Here is a 19052-nt window from a genome sequence, read left to right on the forward strand (position 1 = left end):
AACGAAGCGCCGGTCCGTTGCGGGCTTCAGCAGCCCGCGCGGTCGTGGCGCCAGCTGCGCAGGCGCTGCGGCGCGGCCAGCATCAGCGCGGCGCAGGCCAGGCCGAACACATGGGCCTGCACGATGATGTTGCCGCCCACCAGGGCTTCCTCGTGCCGGTCCGGCCCGCGGATCAGCTGGGCACCGAGCCAGGCGGCGATGGTGCACAGCGCCGCGATGCTCACCGGATCGAGCCGGCGCACGCCTGGCCACAGCGCCAGCAGGAACAGCCCGTACAGCACGCCTGACAGGCCGACATAGTGGGCCAGCCCGGGCAGCAGCAGCACGAACAGCAGCGAGATGCCCAGCGCCAACACGGCCACCTGGCGCAGCAGCACGCGCGGCGCCGGTGGCGCGTCGGCCAGCAGCACGCAGACCAGCAGGCCGAGCGCGTTGAGCGCCCAGTGGGTCCAGCCCAGGTGGACCAGGTGGCCTGTCCACAGACGCCAGAGTTCGCCCTGCAGCACGGCGCCGCGCTCGTAGCGCAGCACCTGCAGCCAGGCCTCGGGCAAGGCCTGCAGCGCGCCCAGCAGCAGGCCGGCCACGGCCACGGTGAGGAGGGTGCGCCGCGGGGCGCGTGCAGGGGCGGTTGGCATGGGCGGGACCTGGCTCAGGGCGCGTCAGTCGACGGCGTAGGCTTCCTTGGGCTTGTCGTTCAGGTTGGCCCAGGCGGCGCGCGTGGCGGCGGACGCCGGCATGTTCAGCGCCGTGTTGGTCGGCGGGATCGGCTGCATGAACCACTTGTCGTAGAGCTTGGCCACGGTGCCGTCCTGCACCTGGCGCGCAATGCTGGCGTCCACGGCCTTCTTGAAGGCCGGGTCGTCCTTGCGCAGCATGATGGCGATGGGCTCGACCGACAGCGGCTCGCCGACCAGCTTGTAGCCCTTGGGGTTCTTGGACCGCGCGATGTTGCCGGCCAGGATCTGCCCGTCCATCACGAAGGCATCGGCGCGGCCCGATTCCAGCAGCAGGAAGCTGTCGGAATGGTCCTTGCCCGAGAGCTCGCGGAAGTTCATGCCCTGTGCGCGCTTGTTCTGGCGCAGCAGCTGCACCGAGGTGGTGCCGGTGGTGGTGGCCACGGTCTTGTCGTTGAGATCGGCCACGGACTTGATCGGCGAGTCGGCCCGCACCGCGATGCGCACCTCTTCCACGTACAGCGTGTTGGCGAACGCCACTTCCTTGGCGCGGTTGGCGTCGTTGGTGGTGGAACCGCACTCGATGTCCACCGTGCCGTTCTTGAGCAGCGGGATACGGTTGGCCGAGGTCACGGGCTGGTACTGGATGGTCAGTTCGGACAGGCCCAGCTGGCGCCGCACGTCGCTGATGATGTTGCTGCAGACGTCGTAGTGGAAGCCGGTGTAGACGCCGGTGCCCAGCGTGTAGGCCAGCGCGCCCGAGGATTCGCGCACGCCCTGCACGATGGTGCCGGAGCTCTTGATCTTGGCCAGGGTGTCCGTGGTCTGGGCCTGGGCGCCGGCCACGGCGGCCAGTAGCGTGCAGGCCAGGGAAAGGGTGGAGAGTTTCATGGTTTCCTCGCGGGTTGGTGGCGCGCAGGCGCGCCGATGAAGAGAACTGGGAGTGCGGGGGGGCAGGTCATTGCAGCGGCCTGTCGTTGGGGTTGGCGAACAGCTCCAGCACGTCCTGCGACGGGGGCCAGTTCAGGTTCAGGCCCTTGGTGGTGATGGGCCGCTCGAACCACTTGCGGTACAGGGCCAGCAGCTCGCCCGTTTGCATGAGCCGCGCGATCTCCTGGTCGACGATGCGCTTGAGCTGCAGGTCGTCCTTGCGCATCATGCAGCCGTAGGCCTCGCGCGTCATGGGCTGGCCGACGACGGTCCAGTCCAGTGGCTGCTGGGCCTTGGCGCGCTCGCCGTAGAGCAGGGCGTCGTCCATCATGAAGGCGTCGGCCTGGCCGCGCTCCAGCGTGCCGAAGGATTCCTCGTGCTCGCGTGCCGTGAGGATCTGGAACTTGAGCCCGGAGGATTCGGAGAAGGTGCGGATCAGCCGCTCGGAGGTCGTGCCCGAGGTCACCACCACGCGCTTGCCGGCCAGGTCCCTGAAGTCGTGGATGCCGGAGTCCCGGTGCACCATGAGCCGCGTGCTGATGACGAAGAACGAGGTCGAGAACAGCACCTGGCGCGCGCGTTCCAGGTTGTGCGTGGTGGAGCCGCATTCCAGGTCGACGTTGCCGCTGACCACCATGGGGATGCGGTTCTGCGCCGTCACCGGCACCAGCTTGGTGGTCAGCGCGGGCAGCTGCAGTTCATGCCGGATGGCCTGCGAGACCAGCGTGGACAGGTCGTGCGCATAGCCGACCACCTGCTTGCGCGAGTCGTAGTAGGAGAAGGGCACGGACGACTGGCGGTGGCCCAGCGTGATGGTGCCGGTCTGCTGGATCTTGCGCAGCGTCTCGCTGGCCGATGTGGGCGCGCCACACAGCAGCGCCAGCGCGGCCGCGGCCGGCGCCAGCAAACGGCGCCGCTTGCCCAGCAGGAGCGCCAGCAGCGCCAGCAGCGGCCAGGAGGCCGCGCCGCCGCCGCCGGATGTGCCGTCCTGCGATTGGGGTTGCTCGGGCGCCTGCGCGGCGGCCACCGCCATGCCCGCGTCGAGCAGGCCGGCGCCGCAGGCCTGCGTGGTGCAAAAGCAGGTGCCCGGCATGCCCGGCTCGCAGACCGGATGGCCGGCCACATGCGGGCGGGCCTGCTGCTGCAGCAGCGCACGCAGAGCGGCCGGGTCCAGGGCGGGATCGGCCGCCAGCGCGAGCGCGGCCACGCCGGCCGCCAGCGGCGCCGCGAAGCTGGTGCCGGCGCCGTAGGCATGGATGTGCTGCGCGGCCACCGTGCGGCCGCTGTTGGACAGCGACCAGATGCCGTCGGCCGCCGTGCCGCCCGGGGCCAGCAGGCCCACGGCCGGGCCGAAGTTGGAGTAGTCGGCCTTCAGGCCGTTGCGCTGCGCCGCCGCGACGGCCAGCACGCCGCGGCAGTCGGCCGGCCGGCCGACGCTGCCGCCGCTCTCACCCGGCAGGCGGTTGCCGGCCGCGGCCACGATCAGCGCGCCCTGCGCACCGACCTCGTCGACCACGCGCTGGTACAGCGGCGAGCAGGCCGCATCGCCCTCGAAGCTCAGGTTGATGATGCGGGCCGGGTGTGGGTTGGCGGGCACGCCGGCGACGGGCAGGCCGGCGGCCCAGCGCACGGCGTCGAGCAGGTCGCTGAGCAGCGCGCCGCACTTGCCAGCGGCCCGCACCGGCAGGATGCGTGGCCGCGCGCCCAGCAGGCCCGCGGTGCCGATGCCGTTGCCGGCGCGTGCGCCCAGCTGGCCGGCGATGAAGGTGCCGTGCCAGCTGCTGTCGGCCGCGTCGCAGCCTGCGAACGCACCGTTCACGCGGGCCGCCTCGGCCGGCGTGACCCAGTCGCCCGGGTCGGTAGGGTCGGCATCGCGGCCGTCGCCGTCGTTGGCGTAGGCGAGGCCGAAGTAGGGATCGGCGGAGACGAAGTCGTAGCCCGGCAGCAGGGCGCCCTGCAGCTCGGGGTGGCCGGGCAGCACGCCGGTGTCGACCACGGCGACGACCACGTCCGTGGCCGGCACACGGGCCCAGGCGCGCTCGGCGTCGATGGCCGCTGCAGCGCCGGCCGAGGGGGGCTGCAACTCCCATTGCCGGGGAAATTCGGGATCGGTGACGGCGCTGGCGAGCCGGATGCGCACATTGGGCTCTACATGGCGCACGGCAGGGTCGGCCGCCAGGCGGGCGCGTTCGCGCTCGGCATCCTGGCTGTCCAGCGGGCGTTCGGCGCGCAGCACCAGCCGCGTCGGCCCCGAGCGTTCGCGGTCGACCGCATAGCCGCCGAAATGCGTGCGCGGTGCGCCAGCGTCGCTGCCCGGCGCGGCGCGGCGCTGGGCGCTCTGGGCCGTGTCGGCATCGCGCGCCGCGGCGGGTGGTGCCGCTTCGTGCAGCTCGACGATGAAACCTGCGGCCGGCCGGGCGTGGCCAGGCAGCGCGGTGGCCAGGCTCGCGGCAGTGAGCAGCAGTGCAAGAGGGGAAAGAAATCGCATGGACAGCAGGCAAGAACAGATCGGCCGCTCCGGCCGGCGCGCAGGCTGTCCACGCGCACCGGCCGGGCGGGGCACCGCGCAGTGGCGGTGCGTTCTCAGGTGCTCAGAAGGGCACCACGCAACGGGCGGTCGCGTCGGTCGGCCGGGCCGTGGGCACCATCGTCACGAAGCTGGCCGGCGTGCCGTAGACCATGCGCCGCTGCGCATAGGCTGCGGCAGCGCCGGTGCCGGTGCCGATCACGAAGTGCTTGAGGATGCCGTCGGACGGATCGATGTTGGAGAACGGGGCGGCTTTCGCCACGCAGGCCGCGGTGCTGACCGCGGCGGGGCGGTCGAACGCGACGACTGTTCCCGGTCCCTTGACGTACAGGTACTGCACGGTCTGTCCGGCGCCCGTGCCCGTGGTGAGGCTGAAGTAGCGCCCCGACCAGATGCGCGAACGCGTGGCCTCGCTGAAGCCCGTCACCGCCTGCGCGCCCAGCGTGCTGCCCAGCTTGACCAGCCGCAAGCCCGACAGCGAGATGCTGCCGTCGGACTGGACGTGGGCCACGCCCGGGTTGCTCGGCACCGACAGGTTGCCGTTGAAGTCGATGGTCGTCGCGCCGAACTCCACCACGTCGGCATTGCCGGCGCTGACGGCGTAGCTGCCGACCTGCATGCCCACGTTGCGGGCCGTCTCCAGCGCGGTGGCGCTGCCGGTCTGGCGGTCGTTCTGGTAGTAGAAGCTGCTGTGGGCGTAGGTGCCGTCCTCGAACATCACCATGTACTCGGGCCGGCTCAGGCCCATGGGGCGCACCCAGCCGCCGACCAGCGGGTTGCTGGCGCTGGCCACGCGGGTCAGGGCGGTGCCGTCCAGCGTCATGGCATTGCCCGAGACCGTGGCGCTGTGCGCGCCGGCGGCCGGGCCGCGCGCGTTGGCCGCTTCGATCAGTTCCAGCGTCAGCGTGGAGCCGCTCAGGCTGTAGCGGCCGTAGCGGTAGCCCAGGCCGTTGTCGAAGGCATAGTCGGCCCCGACCGGGGTGGCCACGACCTGGTGCACGAAGGTGCCGTCGCCGCCGAACAGGAACACCTCGCGCGTCGTGCCGTCGGTGCGGACCCAGGCCCCCTCGATGGGCTGGGCCGCCGTGGCCGCCTTGGCCTTGGCCGCACCGGCCAGCGTGGCGGCACTGGGCACCAGGCTGTCGCGCGTGGCCAGGAACAGCGACTCGCGCTGCTCGGGCGTCAGCGTGGTCGGGATCTGGTAGAGCAGCTGCTGCAGCGAGCCCGGCGCCACGGCGCTGTAGGCCTCGAAGGCGGCGCGGCTGCCGCTGCCCACTTCCGCAAAGCCGCGGGTGAGCAGCTGGCCCAGCGCCAGCATCTTCTGCTGCGCAGCGGTGGCCGTGGTGCCCTCGGCGGCCTGGTAGTTGTCGTAGAGCTGGATGCCGCCGACCTGGCCGGCCGTGCCGACCAGGAAGGACAGCAGCGTCTCCTCGGCCTGCGCCAGGTTGTCCGAGCGGCCCGAGTCGATCTCGGACTGCAGCAGCGTGGTGTAGGGCGTGATGACGGCGTGGCGGCCCAGCGGCGCGGTCAGCACGTAGGGTGCGACGACCGGGCCTTCGGAGGTGGTGCTGGTGGTGGTGGCCTGCACCAGCACGACGGCGTCGGCGGCCTGCGTGGTGTTGATCGTGAAGCTGCCGTTGCTGGTCATGGCCGACGGTTCGCTGGCGTCGCAGACGCGGTTGTCGTTCAGGTCCAGGCAGGCGGTGGCGTTGTTCAGGCCGCGGTCGAGCACGGTGCCGGTGACCTGGCGCTCGGCCGGGGCGGGCTCGTCATCGCCGCCGCCGCCGCCACAGGCGACCAGGAAGGTGGACGCGGCCAGGGCCAATGCCGAGAGCGCGTAGGTGTTGCGGGAATGCATGTGGTTTCCTCGAATTCGTTCTGGTGGGCTGCCGGGCCCGCGGCGCGGGCCCGGCGCATGGACTGGGCTCAGAAGCTGCTGGCCGCGGCCTGCTTGCGGCGACGCTGCAGGGCCACTGCAGCCAGGCCGGCCAGTGCGGCGGCGAGGCCGCCGACGGCACCGCCACCGCCGCCGCTCTTGGCCTCGGCGACTTCCAGGAACGCGGCCGACACGGCGCCCGGCTTGCCATCGCTGTTGGTGCCCTGCACATAGACCATGTGGCGGCCCGGTGCCAGGCCGGTCGTGTCGATCTGGCCGAAGGCGCGCTTGGTCGCGTCCGGGAAGTCGGACTTGGCCTGGTCGGAGGTGCCCAGTTCGAGCGGCTTGCCTTCGGCGCCGGCCTCCCAGGGCATCTGGTCGATGTAGACCTTGGCGTCGCGGATGTTGTAGACCACCGGGTAGGGCGGCGGCAGGATGCTGGCCTGGCCCGCGTTGCTGTAGCGGTAGCGGTTGTCGTCGACCAGCGCGGAGACGTTCACCTTCGTGCCGGCGGGCACGGCGGCGGTTTGCTCCACCTTCACGTCGACCGTGTCAGGGCCGAACGGCAGCTGGTAGACGCGGTGCAGTGCACGGCTCATGTAGTGGAAGCCGTTGAAGTTCTCCGGGTAGGTCTCGCGGTCGAACACGCCGCAGTCCTCGTAGAAGGAGCGGCCCATTTCCACCGTGTACGAGGGCGCGCCCAGGAAGCCGTAGAACGCGTCCTTGGTCGTGCCTTCGGTGTTGTAGCTGAGCAGCTGCTGCGACGAGTAGTTGTTGTGGTAGGCCAGGCGCTGGGCGATGACGGCCATGCCCTTGTTGTTGGGCGTGTGCGTGTTGAAGCCGTTCTCGGCGCGTTCGACGCCCCAGGGCCACAGGATGGCGCGCGCGTTGCTGTGCAGGTCCACGAACATGCCGCCCGTGTAGTCCTCGGAGGCGCCGGTCTGCCAGTCGAGCTCGCCGGTGCCGTTGTTGGCACGGTTCTCGATGTTGCAGTACGGGCCGGGGGTGCCCACGAGAGGCTTGCCCGCGCTGTCAACCGCCCACTTGTTGCGGCCGTCCGGCAAGGCGCCGCCTTCCCAGCGGCACTGCGCCTGGTTCCAGGTGCCGCGCACGTAGTTCAACACGGCCTGCGTCTCGGGCTCGGAGGCCGGTCCGGTGCCGCGGAAGGTCTCGCCGCAGATGTTGCCGTCCGAGCCGCCGGCGCCGCCGGTGGCCCAGCCGAACGGGTAGTTGCGGTTCAGGTCGACACCCGAGCCGAGCTGGCCGTTCGTGCCCGTGGTGCACAGCGCCGTCAGGTAGTTGGTGTTCTTGCGCTGGCGGGCCGAGCGGTCCTGCTCGGCGAGCTTGCGGCCGTCCGGGTTGTGGATGATGAAGTGGTACTGGTTGTTGTCCAGCATCATCGTGGCGTTGGGGTCCTTGCCGTAGTTGTCCAGCAGCCACTCGATGAACTTGGTGCCGACCTCCTGCGGGGCGTATTCGCGGGCGTGGATGCCGCCGGTCCAAACCATGCGCGGCACTTCCTTGCCTTCCTGCTTGGCGAAGTTGCCGACCACGATGGCGCGCACGTCGTGCGGCTGGGCCGGGAACAGCGACAGGTTGAAGCGCTGCAGCAGGGCTTGCGGGATGAACTTGGCCAGCAGGCTGGTGTAGCTCGACCAGGAGTTGTCGTACTGGTTGCCGACGACGGTGGGCTCCTTGATCTGCGTCTTCATCCAGGCCGGGCCCAGCGTCTTGAGCTGCACCAGGTCGGGGTACTTGGTCTTGAGCTCGTCGAAGGTGGCGTAGGTCTGCTCCACGGTGCGGTAGCAGGAGTGCGTGCCGTCGGCGACCGAGCTGGGCTGCTCGCGCGAGGAGCGCTGCAGCGCGCCCGAGGCCTGGTCGCGCGAACGCGATGCGATGAAGTCCTTGATGCGCGCGGTTTCCTCCACGTCGATCTGCACGCCGATGCCCAGGGCCTCGACAGCGTGGAGTTCGGTGTCGCTGACCTCGGCGTGGACCGTGCGCGTCTTCTGGTCCACGTAGGGGTGGTCCAGCATGGTCGTCAGCTTGGACAGCTGGTCTTCCGAGGCGTAGGGGATCTTGACCGCGTAGACCTGGTCCGGGTCACCGCCGTGGGCATGGATGGCCCCGGCAGCGCAAACCAGGACGGCGGTGGCCACGATGGCGGCGACCGGGGTCAGACGGGGTGGACAGAATCGTTTCATCGAACGCTAACTCCTCAAAGTGGACGGTTGGCTGTGCCTTGGTGCTTGGCGCACACCATCTACATGGCAGATCGCGTGCCAGCCACCGTTCACGAGAGATTGGCGTTCAAGTCATTGATTTGTAACGAACGCATGGTGCGGGTGCCGAACCGTCCCGTTCGGAAATCCGTCTGCCCGCGACGCGGCGTTCGGAAATCCGTGTCAGTCGAGCCGGATTCGCGCGTAGGCGGCGACCTTCTTCATCTTTTCGATCTCGCGCACGATCTGCTGCGAGAACTCGGCCGGCGTGCTGCCCGAGGGGTAGAGGCCCTGGCCCGCCAGGCGGTCGCGCACCTCTGGCTCCTGCACGGCCGCGGCCACTGCACGCTGGATGCGCAGCACCGCCTCGGCCGGCGTGCCGGCCGGCGCCACCAGCCCGAACCAGGACGGCTCGTTCGCCTGCGGATACCCCAGCTCGGCATAGGTCGGCACCTCGGGCAGCACGTCCAGGCGCCTGGGCCAGGAGACGGCCAGCGCGCGCAGCTTGCCGGCCTTCACGTGCGGCAGCGACGAGGCCACCTGGTCGAAGTACACCGGCACCTGGCCGCCCAGCACGTCGTTGATCGCCGGGCCGGCGCCGCGGTAGGGGATGTGCACCATGCTGGTTCCCGTGCTGCTCTTGAACAGCTCGCCCCACATGTGGCCGATGGTGCCGTTTCCCGGCGTGGCATAGGACACCTTGCCGGGGTTGGCCTTGAGGTACTTCACGAGCTCGGCGAAGTCTTTGACCGGCAGCACCGCGGGGTTGACGACGATCACGCCCGGCGCCTTGACGATCTCCGTCACGCCGGCGAAGCCGGTGATGGGGTCGTAGGGCAGCCTGGCAAACACCGCGGGATTGACGCCGTGCGTGGACAGCGTGGCCACGCCCACGGTGAGGCCGTCGGCCGGGGCGCGCGCCACCTCGGCCATGCCGATGGAGCCGCCGGCGCCGCCGCGGTTCTCGGTCACCACCGGCATGCCGAGCAGGCGCTGCAGCGGCTCTTGCAAGGCACGGCCCGTGATGTCGGTGGCGCCGCCCGGCGGGAAGGGAATGACGATGCGCAGCGGCCTGGCCTGGGCGAAGGACAGCTTGGGCGCGGCAGCGGTGGCGAGCAGGGCGGAAAGGGCGTGGCGGCGTTGCATGAATGAACTTCCTCTGGTGGACAAAACACGCAGGAAGGAGCAACACCCGTGCCGGGGTGCATCCAGGCGCGGCTCCAGCCCGCCGCTAGTGGATGTCCTGCGGGCCTGGCGCGCGCTTGCGGCCGGTGAACATGGCCAGCACGAGCTTGTCGCGGTGCTGCCAGCCCGTGAACGCGACACCGGCCAGGTGCACCGCGACCAGCGCCACGAGCAGCCAGCCCAGCACCACATGCGTCCAGTACAGCCAGCCGTAGCCCCAGAGCCAATCTGTCGTGTAGAGGAACCCCGAAAGGCACAGGCTGGCGACGCACGCCAGCAGGGCCAGCACCATCCAGCCGCCCAGCGGGTTGTGGCCCAGGTGGCGCAGGGCCCGGCCGGCCTGCACGCTGCGCGCATAGGCCCAGGTGGCCGAGGGGCCGCGCACGAACTGCGCGAAACGCGCGTAGCGGCTTGCGGAAAAGCCCCAGGCCAGGCGCCACGCCACCACGGCGGCTGCGGCATAGCCCAGGGCTTCGTGCCAGCTGTCGGCATCGCCGCCCGTCCACCAGGCGCAGGCCACAGCGAGGACCAGGGCCCAGTGCAACAGGCGCACCGGCCTGTCCCAGACCTTCAGGCCAGCGCCGGGCTGTGCAGGGTCACTTCTCTTCGACACGCTCGAAGGTCTTGGGGTCGAAGAAGGCTTCGACGCGCTTGCCCTGCGGGTCCTTGCCGTAGACCTCATAGCAGGTCTCGGTCTTTTCCATGCGGCGCACGGTCCAGCCGTCCTTGACGAGCTTGTCCTGCAGTTCGGTGTGCGAGCGCCACTCGGCCTTGGGGTACTTGCTGCAGGTGACGTTGCCGTGGGCCAGGGCATTGCCGGCCACCAGGGCCAGGGCCAGCGGCAGGGCGCGGATGAAAAGCGTCTTCATGGGGAACTCCTTGGCGGATCAGGTGGCGGCCCAGCGCCGCACCAGGTTGTGGTAGATGCCCATGAGCTTGAGCACGCGCGGGTCCTGCGCGGAGAGCGTGGCGCTCAGCTCCTGGATGGATTGGTCGAGGTCGTACAGCAGGGTGCGCGAGCGGTCGTCCTCGACCAGGCTCTCGACCCAGAAGAAGGCGGCCACGCGCGCGCCCGCCGTGACCGGCGTCACGCGGTGCAGGCTGGTGGCGGGGTAGAGCAGCATGTCGCCGGCCGGCAACTTGGCCGACTGCACGCCGTAGGCGTCTTCGATCTCCAGTTCGCCGCCCTCGTACTCGTCGGGCTCGGAGAGGAACAGCGTGGCCGAGAGGTCGGTGCGCAGGCTCTGGCCGCCTTGCAGCTGCATGATGGCCGCGTCCACGTGCGCGCCGTACTGGCCGCCGCCGGCATAGCGGTTGAACTTGGGCGGATAGATGCGCCGCGGCAACGCGGCCGAGACGAACTGCGGCGTCTCGCCCAGGCGGCGCAGCAGGTGCTCGGCCAGCTGCAGGCCGACTGCATCCTGCGCGCCGATCTGCTGGTTGTGCTTGACCTGGCGCGCGGCGCTGCCGGCGGTGGCGGCGCCGTCCTGCCATTCGGCACGGTCGAGATGGGTGCGGAAGTGGCGGACTTCGTCAGGTGTCAGCACCTGGTCGATGGCGAGAAGCATGGATGGGTTCTCCAACGGAACAATGCCGGGCAGGCCCGGCATTGTTCCATTGGCAGGTAGGTCAGAACTCGTAGTTCAGCGTCACGCGGGTGGCGCGGGCGTCACCCTTGTAGAGGAAACCGCCGGAGCGGTAGACCGCCGTGTAGAAGGTCTTGTCGGTCACGTTCAGCACGTTGAGCCGCACGTCCAGGTGCTTGTTGAAGCGGTAGGAAGCGAACAGGTCGTACTTGGTGAACGAGGGTACGGGCAGCGTGCAGGCGCCGGTGGCCGCATCGCGCGCGACGCCCTGGTCAGGCGAACCGCCGCACATGCTGCTCTGGTACTTGGCGGCGGCACCGAAGGAGAACGCGTCCGTCACCTGGTACTTGCCCTGCACCGTGACGCTCTTGTCGGCGAAGTTGGCCAGCGGCGCGCCCACCGTGGCAGGCGTGCCCAGCGACTTCGTGACCTTGGACTTCATGAGCGTCAAACCGGCTTGCACCGTGAACTTCGGCGTCACATTGCCCACGAGGCCGAACTCCAGGCCCTGGATGCGGTTGCCGCCGGTGTTCGCGCCAAAGGTCTCATATCCCGTCACGGGGCTGCCGGGGACGGTGACGGGCGGTTCCAGCACGTCGCTCTTGTTGGTGCGGAAGGCCGCTGCCGTGAAGAGCAACTTGTCGTCCAGCAGGTTCCACTTGGTGCCGATCTCGAACAGCTTGGAGCGCTCGGGCTTGCCGACCAGCTTGCCCTCGGCCACGATGGCGCCGCCATAGGCCACGCCGGTGCTGTCGGATTCGCCGCCATTGATGTCGGTGGACGTGGCGACGCTGGCGTAGACCATGCCCTGGGGGTTGATCTTGTACGTGACGCCCAGGTGGCCGTTGATCAGCGTGTCGCTGTCTCTGTAGTCCGCGGTCTGGGCGCCCGTGGCAGGCGTGAAGCTGCGCTGGCTGAACTTGTAGTGGTCGGCCCGCACGCCGGCGAAGGCGGTCCAGCGGTCGGTGAGGTCCACCGTGTCCATGAGCGATGCGGCCACCGTGCGGACCCGCCAGATGCGGCCCTTGTTGTTGCGCAGGATGTTGCGCTGGACCACCGAATCAATGTTCGGGATCACGGCGCCGCTGGCATCGGTGACGCAGAAGGCGTTGAGCGAGGTGTTGTTGGTGCTGCAGTTCTGCCCGCTGTTGTTGAGCGAGTAGCTGCCGAAGGTCGCCTCGTTGTCGGTGTATTCGAGGCCAGTGACGAACTCGTGCTTCATGCCGCCCAGGGTGGTGTTCCACAGCAGGTTGGTTTGGTGGGCGAAGTAGTCCACATCCTGCCAGCCGGTGTGGCCGCCGTCGACACGGATCGCGTTGTAGGGGGCTCCGCCAACGGTACTGCGCGATGCGCCATAGTTGGCGCCCGAGGTGATCCAGGAGTTGTCGGCCGTGCCGTAGCGCGTGCGGCTGACGATGCGGGCATCGGCGTTCACGCGGTAATTGATGCGTGCGGTGAATGCGTCCACATCGCTGGACAGCTGGTCGCTTTTCTGCGCATAGACGGGCACGTTGATGCCGGCCCACTCGGCCGGGATGCGGTTGGGCGCGGTGCCGACCAGGAAGCTGCCGATGTCGGGCTTCTTGTCCTTGGCGCGCAGGCCGTAGTAGTCCAGCGTGACGCTCAGGTCAGAGTTGATTTCCCACAGGCCCGACAGCGCCAGGCCCTTGCGCTCGCGCTCCGAGGGGCTGCGGTCCGGCACGTCCTCGCTGCCGTACAGGGCGTTCACGCGCAGCGCGAACGTGTCCGAGAAGCCTTTGTTGGCGTCCACAGTGACACGGCGGTGCTTGTCGGTGCCCAGCGCGACCGAGGCCCGCGTGAAGTCGTAGTCCAGCGTGGCCTGCTTGGTGATGACGTTCACTGCGCCGCCGGCCGTGCCACGGCCAGCGAAGCTGGAGTTCGGACCCTTGGAGATTTCGACCTGCTCGACCGCGAAGCTCTCGCGCGTGGTGATGCCGGGGTCGCGCAGGCCGTCGACGAACACGTCGCTGCGGGCTTCCTGGCCGCGGATGATGTAGCGGTCGCCGAAGGCATTGCCGTTTTCGCCGGTGCCCAGCGTGATGCCGGGTTGTGCGCTCAGGATCTGCTTGAGATCGGTGTGGCCCGAATCTTTGATGGCGTCGGCGGTGATGACCGAGATGGTCTGCGGCGTCTCGGCCAGGGGGCGGGTGTGGCGCTCGTCGCCCGAGGTCTTCGCCTTGTACGGAACGCCGACTTCGGCATTGGGGTTCGGGTCGATCTTGGTGGCCTGCACCTTGACCTCGTTCAGCGTGCCGCCGCTGGTGGCGGTCGTGGCCTGGGCCAGCACGCCCAGGGGCAGCAACATGACGGTGGACATGCCCAGTGCCATGCTGGCGCGGCCCACGGCTGGGGCGCCAGAGTTGGCGGCGGTGCGCAGGCTGCGCGGAATCTTCGATGTCGTCGTGGCGCGGTGCATGGTGTTTTCGTGTTGTCTTTTGGATTCGGGATGCGCCGTGGCCGGACGGCCGACTGCCCAGCCCACCGGGGCTAGAAATGACCCGTAGTGTTTGACGCGCAATGCGCGCCGACACGGTTTACACGCTGGGCGGTCTGTCGCCGAGCAGTAGCAAACGTAGTAAGAACATTTCTCATTCGATTCTACTTTTCGTTGCACAGGCTTCCGTGCCATTGCGCCAAGGTGTCGTATCGAACCAACAACTGCGGCAGCTTGACCGCCACACCGGGCGCCGCATAATGCTGTACAAATCATCAGTAAACCATGGGTTCCCTGCCTTCCTTCCTCCCGGAACGGGCCGATGTCTGGCGCGGCGATGCGCTGGGCCTGGCCCCGGCCGCTGCCTTGCCCAGTGGCCACGCGGTGCTGGACGCCGAGTTGCCCGGCGGCGGCTGGCCCGCGGCCGGGCTCACCGAGTTGCTGCAGGCGCCCGGGATGCAGGGGGCCTGCCACGACTGGCGGCTGCTGCTGCCGACGTTGGCGCGGCTGACGACGTCCGCCCAGGGCCCGGTGGCGCTGGTCGGGGCCCCCGATGGCCTGCAGCCCTTCGCACCGGCCCTGGCTGCGCAAGGCCTCCCGGCCACGCGCCTGCTGTGGGTGCAACCCGTGGACGACAAGGCGCTGCTGTGGGCTGGAGAGCAGGCCCTGCGCTGCGCCGACGTGCCGGCCGTGCTGGCCTGGTTGCCCCGGGCCCGTGCCGACGGGCTGCGCCGCCTGCACCTGGCCGCGCTGGACCACGGCAAGCCGCTGTTCGCCTGGCGGCCCGCAACGGCGCAGGCCGAGTCATCCCCGGCGCCGCTGCGGCTGCTGGTCGAGGCCGACGGCAGCACGCTGCAGGTGCTGGCCTTCAAGCGCCGCGGCCCGCCCATGGTCCGGCCGGTCGGGCTGGCGCCCCATGCGCCAGCGCTGGCCGCGCTGCTGGCGCTGCGCCGGCGCAGCCAGGCCGCGCAGCCGGCCAGCCCCGAGGTCCGCCATGTGCTGGGTCGCCCTGTCGCCGCCTGAAGATCACGTCACGCCCTGGTGCTGGCATGCGCTGCAGTTCACGCCACGCGTGGCGGTGGAGCAGGGCTTCGTGCTGCTGGACGTGTCGGCATCGCTGCGCCTGTGGGGCGGGCTGCGCGCGCTGCTGCTGCGCCTGCTGCAACCCCAGGGATTGCCCGCCTGTGCGGCCTGGGCCCGTGCCGGCACGGCGCCGGTGGCGCTGGCCCTGCTGCGCCTGAAGCTGGCGGGCCAGCCACGCCCCGGCCAGGTGCCCGACGGCCTGCCGCTGGACACGCTGGCCGCCGCCTGGCCCGCGCTGGCGGTGCTGGAGCGCACCGGCTGCCGCAGCTGGGGCCAGTTGCGTGCGCTGCCGCGCGCTGGCGTGGCGCGGCGCTTCGGAGCCGCGCTGCTGGAGGCGCTGGACCAGGCCTACGGCCTGCGGCCGACCAGTTATCCCTGGTGCCGGCTGCCGCCCGTGTTCGACCAGAACGTCGAACTGCCGGCCACCGCCACCGCGGCGTCCGAGCTGCTGTGGACGGGCCAGCGCCTGCTGGCAGCGCTGCACGCCTGGTTGCGTGCCGGCCAGCGCGGCGTGCTGGCCATGGAGCTGCAATGGACGCACGACCTGCGCCGGCTCGACGGCCGCACGCTGGCGCGCCAGGGCCTGTTGACGGTGCGCACGGCCCAGCCCACGCAGGACATGGCCCATCTGCGCCGCCTGCTGGCCGAGCACCTGGAACGCACGCCGCTGGCAGCGCCCGCCAATCACCTTCGGCTGCGCACCCTGGAGACGGCGGCCTACGCGCCCCTGTCCACCAGCCTGCTGCCCGAGGAGCACAAGCGCGGCGAACGCCTGCACGAACTCGTCGAGCGCCTGGGCGCACGGCTGGGTGTGGACCGCGTGCTGGTGCCCCAGCTGGTGGCCGACCACCGGCCCGAGTGCATGCAGCGCTGGGTGCCCGCGCAGGCGTCGCAGGGTGCCAGTACGCCACCGGCCCAGGCACTGGCCCCCGATGCCGCGCTGTACCCCGCCTGGCTGCTGCGCGAACCGCTGCCGCTGGCCATGGAGGACGGCCAGCCCGTGTTCCATGGCCCGCTGCGGCTGCTGGCGCGTCCGCGCCGCGTCGACGGCCCGGGCTGGTGGGACCTGGCCGCGCCCCAGCCCGCCGTGCGCGATTACCGTCTGGCGCTCAGCGCGCAGCTCGGTCTGCTGTGGCTGTACTGCGAGCGGCCGCACAGCGGCCAGCCCGATCCGCGCTGGTTCCTGCAGGGCGTGTATGCCTGATCCCTCGCACAACGCCCAGGAGAAACAGGAGGAGCGAGACGCCTGGAAGTGGCCGCTGCCACCGCCTTTGCCGGAAGGCGCCGATCCGCTCTGCGCCTATGCCGAACTGCATGCCCTGAGCAACTTCAGCTTCCAGCGCGGCGCCTCGCATCCGGCCGAACTCGTGGTGCAGGCTTACCGCCTGGGCTACAGCGGCCTGGCGCTGACCGACGAATGCTCGGTGGCCGGCGTGGTGCGGGCGCACATGGCGCTCAAGGATTACGAGGCGATGCTGGAGGAAGCCGAGAAAGCCCACCCGGGCCAGACCTACCGGCGCCCGTTCCGCTTCCTGCCCGGCAGCGAATTCGCCTTGCCCGGCTGCCGCCTGGTGGTGCTGCCGCACGACCTGGCGGGCTGGGGCCAGCTGTGCGAGCTGATCTCGCACGCGCGCCGGCACGCCGATGTGGACAAGGGCGACTACCGCGTCGATTGGGACGACGACTGGCCCGCCCTGGCGCACTGCGAAATCCTCTGCGTGCCCCAGCGCCACCCCGCGCCCGACACACTGGTGCTGCGCACCCACGTGCGTCGCCTGCGCGGCTGGTTCGGCGAACGGCTGTGGCTGGCCGCCGAACTCGTGGGCGAGGCCGACGACGTGCTGTGGCTGCAGCAGCTGCGCCAGCTGGCCGCGCTGACCGGCACGCCGCTGGTTGCGGCCGGCGGGGTGCTGATGCATGTGCGCTCGCGCAAGAGGCTGCAGGATGTGCTGACCGCCGTGCGGCTCAAGACGCCCGTGGCCGAATGCGGCTTCGCGCTCGAACCGAATGCCGAGCGCCGGCTGCGCCCGCGCGTGACGCTGGGCCAGGTCTATCCGGCCGAGCTGCTGGCCAACACCGCGGTGGTGCTGGCGCGCTGCCGGTTCGACCTGGGCGAGATCTCCTACCGCTATCCGCGCGAGACGCTGCCCGAAGGCCTCTCGCCCACCGAGGCCCTGCGCCAGCTGACCTACGCCGAGGCCGCGCGGCTGCGCTACCCCGATGGCATGCCCGAGAAGATCCGTGGGCTGGTCGAGAAGGAGCTGGCCCTCATCGCGTTCTGCAAGTACGAGATGTTCTTCCTGACCGTGCACGACATCGTTCGCTTCGCGCGCAGCCAGGGCATCTTGTGCCAGGGCCGCGGCTCGGCGGCGAACTCGGTGGTCTGCTACTGCCTGGGCATCACTGCCGCCGACCCGGAAGACTCGCATCCGCTCATGGAGCGCTTCATCAGCAAGGAACGCCAGAAAGAGCCGCCCGACATCGACGTCGATTTCGAGCACGAGCGCCGCGAAGAGGTCATCCAGTACATCTACGGCAAGTACGGGCAGGACCGCGCGGCCATCGCTGCGGTGGTCATCAGCTACCGGCGCCGCAGCGCGATCCGCGACGTCGGCACGGCGCTGGGCATCCCGGCCGTGCTGGTCGATGCCTTCGCCAAGGAGCACCACTGGTTCGATGCCACGCTGATCGGCGAGCGTCTGGAGCGGCTGCTGGACGAGTTGCAGATCGCCATCGACCCGCGCCGCGTGTTGCAGTGGCTGGAGCTGACCGAGCAGCTGCGCGGCTTTCCGCGCCACCTGAGCCAGCACGTGGGCGGCTTCGTGCTGACCGAGGGCAAGCTCACGCAGCTGGTGCCGATCGAGAAGGCCACCATGGAGAAACGCTCGGTGATCCAGTGGGACAAGGACGACCTGGACCGCATGGGCCTCATGAAGGTCGACGTGCTGGCGCTGGGCATGCTCACGGCACTCAAGCGCTGCCTGGACTTCGTGAACACCTTGCGTGGCCGGCGGTGGGACCTGGCCGGCATTCCCACCCAGGACAAAAAGACCTACGACATGATCTGCCAGGCCGACACCGTGGGCGTGTTCCAGATCGAGAGCCGGGCGCAGATGTCGATGCTGCCGCGCTTGAAGCCCCGCGTGTTCTACGACCTGGTGGTGGAGGTCGCCATCGTGCGGCCCGGGCCGATCGAGGGCGGCATGGTGCACCCGTACCTGAAGGCGCGCGCAATGCGCGACAGGGACGAGCCCATCCATTACGAGAAGCCCGCGCTGGAAGACGCCCTGGAGCGCACGCTGGGCGTGCCCATCTTCCAGGAGCAGGTCATGCAGCTGGCCGTGATCGCAGCCGGCTTTTCGCCGGGCGAGGCGGATCGCCTGCGCCGCTCCATGGCGGCCTGGAAGAAGGACGGGGACATCACGCCCTGGCACCAGCGGCTGGTCGACGGCATGCTGGGCAACGGCTACAGCGCCGAATTCGCGGAACGCATCTACAAGCAGGTCTGCGGCTTCGGCGAATACGGCTTCCCCGAAAGCCATGCCTACAGCTTCGCCTTGCTGGCCTACGCCAGCAGCTGGCTCAAGTGCCACGAGCCGGCCGCCTTCCTGGCCGCGCTGCTGAATTCGCAGCCTATGGGTTTCTACCCACCGTCGCAACTCGTGCAGGACGCGGTTCGCCACGGCATCGACGTGCGCGCGGCCGACGTGTCGCACAGCGACTGGGACGCCGCGCTGGAAGATGCGCCCGGCGTGCGCGCGCAGCCCGCCGCGCAAGGCCAGCCGGCCGTGCGCCTGGGGCTGCGCCTGGTCAAGGGCTTCAACGAGAAGGCCGCCCAACGCATCATGCAAGCCCGCGCCGCCGGCCCCTTCGCCGACGTCGAAGACCTCTCGTTGCGCGCCGCGCTCGACCGGCGCGAACTCGATGTGCTGGCCGCGGCCGATGCGCTGCAATCCCTGGCCGGCCACCGCCGCCAGCAGGCCTGGGAGGCTGCCGCGCGCCACCGTGCGCCGGCCCTGCTGCGCGGCGCGCCCGTGCACGAGGCCCAGCTGGCGCTGCTGCCGGCGCGGGAGGGCGAGGAGATCCTGTTCGACTACGACGCCACCGGCCTCACGCTGCGCCGCCACCCGCTGGCGCTGCTGCGCGAGCGCCTGTCGCGCTGGCGCATCCTGAACGCCGAACAGCTCAACGCCTTGCCCCATGGCCGGCGCGTGCGTGCCTGCGGCCTGGTCACGGTGCGCCAGCAGCCCGGCACGGCCAAGGAAACCATCTTCGTCACGCTGGAGGACGAGACCGGCCCGGTCAACGTGATCGTCTGGAAGCGCGTGCGCGAGCAACAGCGCGAGCCGCTCCTGAAAGCCCGGCTGCTGGCCGTCGAAGGCCTGTGGCAGCGCGACGTGGACAGCGGCGGCCAGGTGCGCCACCTCGTGGCCGAGCGCCTGCGCGATCTCACGCCCTTGCTCGGCCGGCTCGGGCAACTGCGCAGCCGCAGCAGGGATTTCCACTAAACAACG

General features: G+C 70.1%; 13 protein-coding genes and 1 pseudogene. 3 read left to right on the forward strand and 11 right to left on the reverse strand.

Going from position 1 to position 19052, the window contains the following annotated elements:
• Window positions 1-26 precede the first annotated feature (26 nt).
• The 11 genes and pseudogenes from rrtA to DES41_RS21430 all read right to left on the reverse strand — a co-directional run bounded on the left by rrtA (window position 27) and on the right by DES41_RS21430 (window position 13437).
• On the reverse strand, window positions 27-635 hold the full coding sequence (gene rrtA / locus DES41_RS21385; protein WP_114469694.1) for a rhombosortase: 609 nt from the start codon (window positions 633-635) through the stop codon (window positions 27-29).
• Window positions 636-659: 24 nt separating this feature from the next.
• Complete coding sequence (locus DES41_RS21390) at window positions 660-1565, reverse strand: transporter substrate-binding domain-containing protein (protein WP_114469695.1); 906 nt, start codon at window positions 1563-1565, stop codon at window positions 660-662.
• Between the two features lie 67 nt (window positions 1566-1632).
• Window positions 1633-2529, reverse strand: coding sequence for a transporter substrate-binding domain-containing protein (locus DES41_RS39850; protein ID WP_425466383.1), 897 nt, complete (start codon window positions 2527-2529; stop codon window positions 1633-1635).
• A gap of 219 nt (window positions 2530-2748) precedes the next feature.
• Window positions 2749-4092 (reverse strand): annotated as a pseudogene (locus tag DES41_RS39855) (S8 family serine peptidase); the annotation flags it as partial.
• A gap of 103 nt (window positions 4093-4195) precedes the next feature.
• A complete protein-coding gene (locus DES41_RS21400) occupies window positions 4196-5989 on the reverse strand; it encodes a hypothetical protein (RefSeq protein ID WP_114469697.1) in 1794 nt (597 codons plus the stop codon).
• Window positions 5990-6057: 68 nt separating this feature from the next.
• Entirely contained in the window at window positions 6058-8211 is a 2154-nt protein-coding gene (locus DES41_RS21405; protein WP_114469698.1) for a M14 family zinc carboxypeptidase, read from the reverse strand.
• Between the two features lie 201 nt (window positions 8212-8412).
• A complete protein-coding gene (locus DES41_RS21410) occupies window positions 8413-9375 on the reverse strand; it encodes a tripartite tricarboxylate transporter substrate binding protein BugE (protein ID WP_114469699.1) in 963 nt (320 codons plus the stop codon).
• Between the two features lie 85 nt (window positions 9376-9460).
• The gene (locus DES41_RS21415) at window positions 9461-10027 is read right to left on the reverse strand and encodes a cytochrome b/b6 domain-containing protein (RefSeq protein WP_245965811.1); all 567 of its coding nucleotides are present in this window, start codon (window positions 10025-10027) and stop codon (window positions 9461-9463) included.
• Window positions 10011-10283 carry a PepSY domain-containing protein gene (locus DES41_RS21420; RefSeq protein ID WP_114469701.1) on the reverse strand — a complete coding sequence of 91 codons (273 nt, stop codon included), beginning with the start codon at window positions 10281-10283 and terminating at the stop codon, window positions 10011-10013. The genes DES41_RS21415 and DES41_RS21420 overlap by 17 nt, the downstream gene beginning before the upstream one ends.
• A gap of 18 nt (window positions 10284-10301) precedes the next feature.
• A complete protein-coding gene (locus tag DES41_RS21425; RefSeq protein WP_114469702.1) occupies window positions 10302-10982 on the reverse strand; it encodes a Fe2+-dependent dioxygenase in 681 nt (226 codons plus the stop codon).
• 61 nt (window positions 10983-11043) lie between these two features.
• Entirely contained in the window at window positions 11044-13437 is a 2394-nt protein-coding gene (locus DES41_RS21430) for a TonB-dependent receptor (RefSeq protein ID WP_245965812.1), read from the reverse strand.
• 303 nt (window positions 13438-13740) lie between these two features.
• On the opposite strand from DES41_RS21430, the gene imuA reads away from it, so the two are divergent.
• Genes imuA through DES41_RS21445 form a run of 3 tightly spaced genes read left to right on the forward strand, consistent with a single transcriptional unit; the run spans window position 13741 to window position 19046 of the window.
• Entirely contained in the window at window positions 13741-14478 is a 738-nt protein-coding gene (imuA, locus tag DES41_RS21435) for a translesion DNA synthesis-associated protein ImuA (protein WP_114469703.1), read from the forward strand.
• Window positions 14450-15742 (forward strand): DNA polymerase Y subunit UmuC family protein, encoded by a 1293-nt coding sequence (locus DES41_RS21440; protein ID WP_114469704.1) that lies wholly within the window; start codon window positions 14450-14452, stop codon window positions 15740-15742. Before imuA ends, DES41_RS21440 begins: the two co-directional genes overlap by 29 nt.
• Entirely contained in the window at window positions 15735-19046 is a 3312-nt protein-coding gene (locus DES41_RS21445; protein ID WP_114469705.1) for an error-prone DNA polymerase, read from the forward strand. The genes DES41_RS21440 and DES41_RS21445 overlap by 8 nt, the downstream gene beginning before the upstream one ends.
• The last annotated feature ends 6 nt before the right edge of the window (window positions 19047-19052 follow it).

Source organism: Pseudorhodoferax soli, assembly GCF_003337555.1.
In the GTDB taxonomy this organism is placed as follows: domain Bacteria; phylum Pseudomonadota; class Gammaproteobacteria; order Burkholderiales; family Burkholderiaceae_C; genus Pseudorhodoferax; species Pseudorhodoferax soli.

Coding starts and splice junctions, on each gene's coding strand:
- rrtA (WP_114469694.1), bottom strand. CDS start 635: ATGCCAACCGCCCCTGCACGCGCCCCGCGGCGCACCCTCCTCACCGTG.
- DES41_RS21390 (WP_114469695.1), bottom strand. CDS start 1,565: ATGAAACTCTCCACCCTTTCCCTGGCCTGCACGCTACTGGCCGCCGTG.
- DES41_RS21400 (WP_114469697.1), bottom strand. CDS start 5,989: ATGCATTCCCGCAACACCTACGCGCTCTCGGCATTGGCCCTGGCCGCG.
- DES41_RS21405 (WP_114469698.1), bottom strand. CDS start 8,211: ATGAAACGATTCTGTCCACCCCGTCTGACCCCGGTCGCCGCCATCGTG.
- DES41_RS21410 (WP_114469699.1), bottom strand. CDS start 9,375: ATGCAACGCCGCCACGCCCTTTCCGCCCTGCTCGCCACCGCTGCCGCG.
- DES41_RS21420 (WP_114469701.1), bottom strand. CDS start 10,283: ATGAAGACGCTTTTCATCCGCGCCCTGCCGCTGGCCCTGGCCCTGGTG.
- DES41_RS21425 (WP_114469702.1), bottom strand. CDS start 10,982: ATGCTTCTCGCCATCGACCAGGTGCTGACACCTGACGAAGTCCGCCAC.
- DES41_RS21430 (WP_245965812.1), bottom strand. CDS start 13,437: ATGCACCGCGCCACGACGACATCGAAGATTCCGCGCAGCCTGCGCACC.
- imuA (WP_114469703.1), top strand. CDS start 13,741: ATGGGTTCCCTGCCTTCCTTCCTCCCGGAACGGGCCGATGTCTGGCGC.
- DES41_RS21440 (WP_114469704.1), top strand. CDS start 14,450: ATGTGCTGGGTCGCCCTGTCGCCGCCTGAAGATCACGTCACGCCCTGG.
- DES41_RS21445 (WP_114469705.1), top strand. CDS start 15,735: ATGCCTGATCCCTCGCACAACGCCCAGGAGAAACAGGAGGAGCGAGAC.